Raw genomic sequence first — 9,473 nt, 5'->3', positions numbered from 1 at the left:
CTCCTAGTGTGGATACCCACACATATGTTACTACCCTTGCCCAAATACCTTAGACGAAAAACAAAATTTATTCTTAATCTCAAACCGAACAAAAATAGGTCTTTCTTAAATTAACATACTTTCTAAAAAACAGCAAATTTCAAAAATAATTCCTTATGGTAATTAGCCACTAATAGTGGTTGCGGGAGAAAAAGTCACTATGATAGTCATCACAGCAAGAAGTTACCAAAAGATCTTAACAATATCATTGGTTTGATTTTTTTCAGACATTCAACAACTGATAAAATTAGATATTTTCGAGTTAAATTTCACTTCTAATAACGATAATTATGTAAATAAGAAACCCCTTCAGCAAGTAAACTGAAGGGGTTTTTTCTAGATACATTGAATACCGATAAGTGGGGTTATGTAAACTTTTAATATGGTTTTTAATTTTTGGACAGGATTAAAATTGTTAAATAAAAATTATTTATACAAACTAATCCCTTATCTATAATAGATAAGGGATTAGTTTAATTTTGTTGTATGGTGTAAACAAAATTGAGTGTCATAATATATGGTAACATGAATATTCATGTGTTTTTAAAATTTTATTTATTTTAAATAAACAAAAAGAACTAGTATCATACTAGTTCTTTTTGTTTGTAGATCCATATTTAAGTAGTAGGGTACTACATATAAATCAATACAATATTAGAAGTAAAAGGATACCAACCTTTGTACAGATTAATTATAGCATAAGTTTTCAGAAAAAATATATTTATTAGTTGGTTATTTATTCCTTGTTTTATCGTGTTTTGAATGTATACTTTTGCCAGTGGTTTTGGGAAAAATGAGTAAGTTGTAATGAAGTTAATAAAACCAAAGGTTTGAATGTAAACTAATATTGAAAAGTTTACTTTCATTTTCTTAATAAAAAGTATAAAAGTATTAGTTAAAATTTTATATTAATGTTATTTTATAGGAATAATAAGAATTTAATTAAATGAATATTAAAAATATTCAATATAAATATTATCAATTTACTATATATTCCATCTGTGTAAAATTATTAATGAGCTAAACTTTTCTTTAAATCTTTGCCCCTAACAAAGATTTAAGGGCATTACCATTTTTCTGGTTTAAGATATGTTGAAAAAAAGGATCTGTAATAGATTCTTTTTTTCTTTTGTTATAAATAAAAAGCAATTTTTAATGTTTTAAAAGTGTTTTTAACTTGATGTTGATGTGACGGAATCTCAAGTATGTAGAAATTAAAAAAAGTCCCTTAATAATGCTAAAGGGACTTCGCTCACACAAATGATCTGCATATCAATTCACTTTTGATATACAGATCATTTGTATGATAATTTTTATAAATAATTGCGGAATAATGAACTTACATTACTGCTTTTAAAAGTTCTTGTACAAATGGAATGATTCCACCTACAAATTTTAAAACTGCCATTGCGATTGCCATATTATTTCCTCCTCTTTTTTCGTGTTAAGGTATGATAATTTTTATAAATAATTGTGGAATAATGAATTTACATTACTGCTTTTAAAAGTTCTGTTACTAATGGAAGTACTCCACCTAAGAATGATAAAACTGCCATTGCGATTGTCATATTATTTCCTCCTTTGTTGTTGATGCTAAGATGTGATTTATCTTTATGCTTTTATTATAGTAAGCGCTTACATTTTTATCAATACATTCTTATATGCAATATTGCATATTTATATATTTAGACAAAAATCAGGCCGCTATTAGTCATACCTTAATGGTATCATAGCGAGGTGAGAGTCTTTAAGGGTTCTCCTTAATAGGAGGAAACGGATATGGAAAGAGTGAAAGCGATTATTGAAAGTAATCTGAAATTCAAGAGCTGGGTTAAACAGGTACTAGCTATAGGCGGAATGTTAGGGTTCTGCTTCTTTGTGTTATATTTTTACAGTTTCTTAATTGTTATGTAAATATATACAGCTATACTAGTGGAGTCTTTCCTATAGAGGTAAGGCTCTTTTGTTGTACCTGAGGTAAACAAACTATACACAATACCTCTCAAGCTTTTCATATTATCTTGTATGGTGTCTTGCTCCTCTGATAGTACAAAATATAGGTTGATGGGCATGTAGTTCTACTCTTAAAACATGAAAGTGAACTTCTATTAAAAGTTTACTTTCATAAAGATAGAATGTCGAGCAAAGCGACATTTTTTTTAGGACGAAGAAATGAAATTTCGAGGACAAAAAATGGTAAAGGTACTAGGAAACTTCCTAGCAAGACAAAAACGTAGTTTTTGAGGTTTACCATGGTAAACCTGTAGCTTGCCCTTCCCATTTTTACTTTTATAGAATTCTACACTTAATTGCTATTTTGCTCTTAGTTACAAGAAAGAACGTTGGTACTGGGCCATAAAAGATGGTTGATGTTAAGTTATTTTTTATTCAAAAATAAACATTATGAAATAAATAATTGTCTTTTTTCTGTTTTTAAGAAAGGGTTGTTTAGTCTTTTTGTTTTTTATTACAGAAAAAATCCCCTCATGTTATAATTGAAAGCGACCAAACTTATCAATTAGAGAAAGGGGATTGTGTTTGTTTACTTATTTTAAATTCTATAAGCATCATAGCATAAAATGTTCCTCTTCTCTAGTTGAAAATCTTAGAAAAGAGGAGAAAGATTATGTCAAAGCTCGTCAATTTAGAACAAGCTGAAAAAAATGCAAGATTGAGAGATATCGAGAATTCAAAGATCTTGTCAGAAGAAGAGATGTATTTAGCAAATGAACTTCAAGCAAAGGCTAGTTCAAGAGGAATGAAATTAGTTCCTGAACGTAAAATTAAGAATAAAGCGAAGTTTGTTCAGATCATTCAACAAAACATCCAGTATTTATTTGAAATTGATTATTTAACAAATGCTGAGAAGGTATTTTTATTAGATATTTCAATGTGTGTAGGTTTTTTAAGTAATTGTTTAGTTAGTGATATTAACTCTAAAGAACAAATTCCATTAACTCAGCGAGAATTAGCCAAAAAAATAGGAAGACATGAAACGAAAATTAGTCCTTTGGTTAGAAAATTAATTGATAAAGGCATTATTGCTCGTTCAGAGAGTGGTGTTGATGATAATAATGTTAGGGCATATGCTTTGTTTATAAATCCTCATGTTATGTTTTCAGGGAATAGAGATGAAGTTAACCCGACACTTAAAGCTATGTTTAGAAAGGTTCCTAAACAGCTTAAAAATTTGCCTATTAAATTATTCTAAGTCTACTTTAATTAGTAGACTTTTTTTGTTAATTTCGTACTTACCAAAAACGGTAAGTTTACTTACCAAAAACGGTAAGTACGAAAAATCCTGAAACCCTTGGTATTACTGGGTATTTTCTACTTTGGTATACTTGTCCCTTCTCACTCTATATAGAAATAGCTAAAAGTTCCGCAAGGAACGGGTCGTATTTTCTTTCGCTTTGCGAAAGAAAATCTCCACCCTTTACGCTTTGCTCCATCCTTGCAAAACTTTTTTCGGCTCGAGTTTGGATATCACCAAGCCGATACATCCAAAAGCAACTATTTGGGATCATCGGCTTGAATTGCGATTATACGAGCCGAACCGCTAGTGCCTTCGTTTAATAATTTCACTTACCACATTGATAGATACGTAATACGTGGGGGTTCGTCCCCACACGACGAACCAGCCTCAACCCCAAAAGCAAAGGAAAACCTTCTTTTAAACCTATTTATTTTGCTTTTAAAGCGTTTTTCTTCTTCTTCACGACAAATAGTATTGTTTTAGATTTATATTCTTTAAAAAGGATTCTGAAGCGTTTGGATAGCATTTTATATTTTGTTGTTATTTGATTCTAGATTAAGGATTTATATTTATTTAATGCTAATTGTTTTCTTTTAGTATTTTAAAGTAATGTTTGATTGCAATTTATTAAAAATATCATGTCCTTAGTGAGTACTCATATGGAGACATCAAAGGGACTTTGTGTACTCACTGAGTCTACATCTAGGGACACAATGGGGACATTTGGAGGGTTTTGTGTCGTCAGTGAGTGGACATCCTGGGAATTTTCGTGTACCCACGTTTAAGCTAGGCTCTGCCTAGGCCCAACCCCTAGTTGGGCCCAAAAACCCCTTATGCTCTTCTCTCTTTTTTGATTCTGAATTTCCAATTTTATAAAATGACTTATTTTTTAACTGGATTTTATTATGTTAAAAAAACAAGAATGTAATTTTAATTGTGGTTTGTTGCAAGGTTATTAGAAAATTTCTGTGGCGCGGCTATGATCTTCGCTGTGTGGATTAAATAATCATATGTTAAAAAGGAGATGAAGTACGGATGGGGATAGGGGAGAAATTCTTTATTTTTATATGACAGAAGGATATAAACCTTAGTAAAATGAATTAGTAAAAACCTAGGTTTTATACCTAGGTATCAAGGTTGATTTTTTTGAAAATAACCCTTGATATTTAAAAAACTTAGGTTTTTATCTAGGTTTTAAAGGTGGGTAAAAAGATGGATAAAAGTGAAAACCTAGGTAAAGAAAAACCAGGTTATATAGCGATGACCGTTAAAGAAGTTGCACTGTGTGTAGATGAATCGCCAAATGTTATAAGAAATTGGATGAAAGAATTAAGGACGTATATTCCTTTGGAGAAAAATGAGTCGGGTTACAATGTTTTTAATGAAAAAGCTCTTGAGCAAATGAAAATAGTTAAACAATTACATCGAGAACAGAATTACTCAATAAAACAAATTGAACATTATTTTGCTACAGGTGGAGAAAGTATAAAGCCTGTACCTAGTAAAGAAGTTGGAGAAATTTTAGCTGAAGAATTAAAAGCATTAAAAAATGAAGTTAGTAGACTTAGAGAATATAGTGAGAAACAAGAGGAATTTAATAAATTGCTAATTGAGCAATTACGAAAACAACAAGATTATATTGACAATAAGTTAGAGAAACGTGATCAGAAGTTACTTGAAACAATTAGAGAAGTACAAGAAACAAAATTATTAACGGCATCTACAGAACCAAAAGGTTTTTTCGCGAGATTATTTGGAAAATGATTTTTTGAGAATTGGTAAAGAACTTATTATTAAGGATTTAAGGAGATAATTAGTATGAATAATAATGTTTCCAAAGTATTTCAATGGCTTCCTAAAAAATGGGGGAAAAGAAAAATTTCAGAACAGTTTTTTCAATCAAGATTTGATGCTGAAGGTAAAGGAATTTGGATTATTTATTATGCTGTAGATTTATATGTTGTAACTATCCCATTACAAGTGAAAAAATATAATACACTTTAATGTTCTGTTTTTTATTGAGAAGTTTTAAAATACGGTAAGTGAAATTAGCTTTTTATTTATTGTTAGCAATAAATAAAAAATGTATTTAAAAGAAATTGTGGTTGCCGTGCGTGTGGAATCGCTGAGTCCTGGCGTTTATGCCGCGAAAGTTCCTTGACGATGAGGGGAACCCTCATGCAAACTCGCCAGGGGTGGCCCCAGAAGGGCGGTTTTTGCCCGCTGGGGTTAGCTTTGGGAGTTTGAGGGTTCGGAGGCTCGTGGTCAAGGGAACCGTGGAATAAAAAGCGAGGACGGACCCCAGGACAGGGGAAAAACCAATGTCTTCGCCAAGATTCGTGGTTCTACTGTTAGAAAAAGGCGAATAAGAATATAGCATACATACAATAAGGGAATGCAGTATAGATCAGTCTACAAGCATTCCCTTGCTATAAAGATATTAATAATTTTTTACCATCAAAACCCTCTTTTTTTAAAAAACCTTGAAAGGCATAAGCCAATCAAGGTTAGAAGTAGTGATTTGTAATTTTCAATTCCTTTACTAATCTCAGTAATAAATATCCAGATTCATTTGCTATTATCTCATACCTTTAAACGGTTAGCGGTTGGTCAGCCTCTGTGTGTTACAAGACATTTTCCATCCTTTAAAAGTTGACGGCGGACGGCGGATTGTACATTTAACTAAGTGCTGCAGAGAAAGCAGATTTAAGCATAGTATCAAAATCGCAAAAAGTTTTCATATGCTCACCTGAAGGCTTATCTAGTTCAACAAAACTTTTTTTAGAAACATTATAACAATACCAAGCTATATCTGAATCTCCAAAAAAAATCAGCTCATCTTCGTCTTGAATTGACTCCCATGTTTCATTGGCATCAAAAAAACTATCTACCTGATTTATTGGTTTAGAATCCAATAAATTTTGGTCAATCCCATAAAATTTAAGTCCATTAAATTCAATTCCATTAACTGTTTGTAAAAATTCATAGTATTGCTGTGGTAGTATATTTTCACCAATTTTTTTTACTACAGATTTATGAAATCTTGATAACTCGTTTTCATTGGTAGGTAAATTGAGTTTTCGATTTCGTTTCTCTTTTATTTTGGAAATCTGACTAATTTGCTCTCTCCACATATAATCACCTTTAAAAAATAGTTATTCCTTATTCTTTTTATACTCCTCAATTATCCGGAAATCACGTTTTCTATTCTCATTAGGAATTATACTTAATTTTTCATATTCCCAAATCACTTGTTGCTCATAGCTGTCATCATTTTCTAAGTTTCTATAATTATAATCTATATTAAATTTCCCAGCTGATGTCAATTCAAAGGTTAGATTCGTCCACTGTTCTTGTTTGTTATTTTTAAATTCATCCCATAATTCTCTTAAATATTCATATAATTGATGTAATTGACTATTAATTTCTTCTTCATTAACATAGTCCATATCTTCTATATCTAAACTATAAATAGGTGTTTCTTTTCCATTAGGATAATAATAAAAATAGGTTCTATTGCTCCACTCTGTTATTTCTGAATATAATAAAATCTTATTCCAAGATTCAGGAATTATTAAATTTAATTGTCTTCCTATCTTTTGATATAATTGTTCCATAGCTTTTGTATTCATTTATTTACCTCCATATACATTTTCAAGAATTTCTTCATGCTTCTTACCATCAATTTTATATTTTATTTGGAATCTACTTGGTCGCAACGATTCTCCTTCATATATTGGTCTAATATCAACTATAACTTTTTGTTCATCTTTTAAAGCTTTTGCCCAAGCGTATTCTAGTTTTTTATAAGCACTTACATTCACATTACCATTCATCGCAACTATATTATCAATTAGTGGAGATCCATTAAATTGCGTACCGATTAAATGTCCACCATGATCTCCTTGAGTACTAGGAGCTTTAACTCTATCTTCTCCACCCGCAGCTAACTGATGCTTACTATTACGTTCTCCCATCTCTAATGTTAATTCTCCAGAAGCTTTCTCAATTCGTCCTAGTTTATCCGTTTGATACAAATATCCATTTGTTTCATATTTCACATTAGATTTCAATTTAAATTCATCTAAAAAGTGATTACCATCTTTGACTACATCATCAAGATAATCGCTTACAGTGTTACCCGTACCCTTAGTTTCACTTTTAGCAACAGAAAATAACGTGCCAAGTGTTTTTCTTTCCTCTACACTCCCAACGCCAGCTGCCGAAGTTTCAGGGGATAAATCCCGGATCTCCATATTTCTAATTTTCTCCAAGGCATTCTTCATACCCGGCAACTTATTCGTTAATGCTGCTACTTCTTCCGACTTACCAACTATTTTACCGCTTTTCCCCGCTGCTTGAAAGAGATTTGCACCCTCTGCGATTTTCCCTCCATTCACTACGGCCGCTACTTCACCGACGCCGACACAAAAACTACCAATATCAAATATCATGCCACCAAAAGCATAAGGGTCGGTCATGGCTTTTTCTACATAATCTTTCACTGCGTTGTACATTTCTTTTTCGTCTTTTCTATAGGTTCTAGCGAGGTTATCCAGCACGGGAATTTTATCCGTTAGTTCGGGATTATTTAAGAATTTACTAAGATGAGGAGCCTTAGTTGTGATATAGCCTACAATCCCATATTCGGCTAGTTTCTTCGTACCTTCCCAAGTCGCATCGAGATCGTCCAGTTTCCATTGTTCTGTTTCTACGCCACGTATACCCAACTCACCAATCTCTAGGGCTAGGTAAACTGATTTTATTACACCTGTCGCAGCCCCACTAATTGTGGAACCAGCCGCGCCTATCAAACCTTCTAACACCAAGACTTCATCAGAAAGTCTTTTCAGGGCAGGATAGTTCGTGCCTAACATCCCTAACCATCTTGTTCCTTTTTCTAATTCATCCCATTTCTTACCGAAACTGGCAGAAATGTCTTGAAGCCACGCCTCCGCTGGATGATGGTACGCCCATTCCTCTCGCTTTTTCTTAATTTCTCTTTCAGCTTCTTTTTCCGCATTCGTGATTTTTGTATCCATTTCATAAATGCCTTTTGCCAACGCATCTTGTGCAAAGAAGGCTTGAAGTTTCAGATCAGTATAAGATAAACTACTCATTTCCTTTGTCATTTGAACTTGTTTGTTTAGGGTATTGAGAATGTCTTCCGCATTGCTTTTTTCTTTTTTTCTTTCAAATTGCTGTACTTTTTGAATCGTATCCTCTAGTTCTTTGTTGGTGGCAACCAGTTTTTCATCAAACTGGCTTTTCGGCATACTCAGTGAAACCAAATCGTTCACGCTGTTGTAAATATTAGAGATGCGACTATCCATTTCATGTTTCTTGGGTTGGAGATTGGAAAGTTTGTTTTGTGCTTGCAGTAATGCATCTTCCAGAATAACCGCATTCTCATCACTTTCTCCCGTTGTTGACTGAAAATCCTTTAAAGTTGTCAACATTTCCGCAATGAGTAATTCATTGGTAACTTTCAACCCAGTCACAACTGCACTTTGGTTATTATTGATGTCGTTGACAATCGCATTTCCTGTTGCACCCTGCATGGCATCGGCCTGGATAATACCATTCAATGCTCTTTGGGCTTGTTCAAGTTGATTATTTGTTTTACTGGTGTCTTTTTGGAGTTTGGCCAGTACTTCATTGAATTCTTTTAAATCTACATGAAATCCCATTTAATTCGTCTCTCTTTCTAGTGGTAGTAACAGGGTTGCAGTCATTCTTCCTTAATAAAAGCTTTTAAAAAAATCAATCAAGTATAGCAAAACAAATCAGAAAAACATCAAAATGGAGCGTTTTCGATACGGGATATACATTTCAAATACAAATAAAGACCAATGACAAATCCAGTCATTGGTCTTTATAGGAATGTTATACAAGATTTTATGCAAAAAAAGAATAGCGAGGATCACTAGAATCCTTGCTATAACAACAATGTATAAAATCTTGCATATCCATTTTACTAGAAAAGAAGAAAGAACCCCGTAAAAACAAGGATTCTATCAAAATATTTGCTACCGATAATGGGACGTTATGTTAACTAGACGTGTATGAGATATACAATCAAACAAATTTATTTTCCATTTTCATTCTTATTTTGAAATAGATGCACAATCAAAAGTCCACCAACAAATAAGATTGAAAATCCTACGACTATATATAA

The 9,473-nt window shown here is 32.3% G+C and carries 7 protein-coding genes; 4 read left to right on the top strand and 3 right to left on the bottom strand.

Annotated features, from left to right (window positions below; translation table 11 throughout):
• The first annotated feature begins 1,818 nt into the window (after positions 1–1,818).
• The 4 genes from AC1DKZ_RS32105 to AC1DKZ_RS32090 all read left to right on the top strand — a co-directional run bounded on the left by AC1DKZ_RS32105 (position 1,819) and on the right by AC1DKZ_RS32090 (position 5,299).
• Positions 1,819–1,953, top strand: coding sequence for a hypothetical protein (locus AC1DKZ_RS32105; protein WP_000442701.1), 135 nt, complete (start codon positions 1,819–1,821; stop codon positions 1,951–1,953).
• Positions 1,954–2,665: 712 nt separating this feature from the next.
• Entirely contained in the window at positions 2,666–3,250 is a 585-nt protein-coding gene (locus tag AC1DKZ_RS32100) for a MarR family transcriptional regulator (RefSeq protein ID WP_088010422.1), read from the top strand.
• 1,257 nt (positions 3,251–4,507) lie between these two features.
• Positions 4,508–5,059 (top strand): MerR family transcriptional regulator, encoded by a 552-nt coding sequence (locus AC1DKZ_RS32095; RefSeq protein WP_044443234.1) that lies wholly within the window; start codon positions 4,508–4,510, stop codon positions 5,057–5,059.
• Positions 5,060–5,113: 54 nt separating this feature from the next.
• Positions 5,114–5,299: a hypothetical protein gene (locus AC1DKZ_RS32090; protein WP_476997907.1), complete on the top strand. Its 186-nt coding sequence runs from the start codon at positions 5,114–5,116 to the stop codon at positions 5,297–5,299.
• Between the two features lie 674 nt (positions 5,300–5,973).
• Here AC1DKZ_RS32090 and AC1DKZ_RS32085 read toward each other — a convergent pair.
• The 3 genes from AC1DKZ_RS32085 to AC1DKZ_RS32075 are packed head-to-tail and all read right to left on the bottom strand — an operon-like array spanning position 5,974 to position 8,985.
• Positions 5,974–6,429 carry a YrhA family protein gene (locus AC1DKZ_RS32085; protein WP_476997906.1) on the bottom strand — a complete coding sequence of 152 codons (456 nt, stop codon included), beginning with the start codon at positions 6,427–6,429 and terminating at the stop codon, positions 5,974–5,976.
• 21 nt (positions 6,430–6,450) lie between these two features.
• The gene (locus AC1DKZ_RS32080) at positions 6,451–6,927 is read right to left on the bottom strand and encodes an immunity protein YezG family protein (RefSeq protein WP_430629716.1); all 477 of its coding nucleotides are present in this window, start codon (positions 6,925–6,927) and stop codon (positions 6,451–6,453) included.
• A complete protein-coding gene (locus tag AC1DKZ_RS32075) occupies positions 6,928–8,985 on the bottom strand; it encodes a DNA/RNA non-specific endonuclease (RefSeq protein ID WP_476997905.1) in 2,058 nt (685 codons plus the stop codon).
• Positions 8,986–9,473 lie beyond the last annotated feature (488 nt).

This window comes from Bacillus sp. 05T21 (assembly GCF_056396785.1).
This window is presented reverse-complemented; position numbering and strand designations above follow the sequence as displayed.

Bases quoted from the DNA above. Each gene is read 5' to 3' on its own strand.
- AC1DKZ_RS32105 (WP_000442701.1), top strand. From the start codon at position 1,819: ATGGAAAGAGTGAAAGCGATTATTGAAAGTAATCTGAAATTCAAGAGC.
- AC1DKZ_RS32100 (WP_088010422.1), top strand. From the start codon at position 2,666: ATGTCAAAGCTCGTCAATTTAGAACAAGCTGAAAAAAATGCAAGATTG.
- AC1DKZ_RS32095 (WP_044443234.1), top strand. From the start codon at position 4,508: ATGGATAAAAGTGAAAACCTAGGTAAAGAAAAACCAGGTTATATAGCG.
- AC1DKZ_RS32090 (WP_476997907.1), top strand. From the start codon at position 5,114: ATGAATAATAATGTTTCCAAAGTATTTCAATGGCTTCCTAAAAAATGG.
- AC1DKZ_RS32085 (WP_476997906.1), bottom strand. From the start codon at position 6,429: ATGTGGAGAGAGCAAATTAGTCAGATTTCCAAAATAAAAGAGAAACGA.
- AC1DKZ_RS32080 (WP_430629716.1), bottom strand. From the start codon at position 6,927: ATGAATACAAAAGCTATGGAACAATTATATCAAAAGATAGGAAGACAA.
- AC1DKZ_RS32075 (WP_476997905.1), bottom strand. From the start codon at position 8,985: ATGGGATTTCATGTAGATTTAAAAGAATTCAATGAAGTACTGGCCAAA.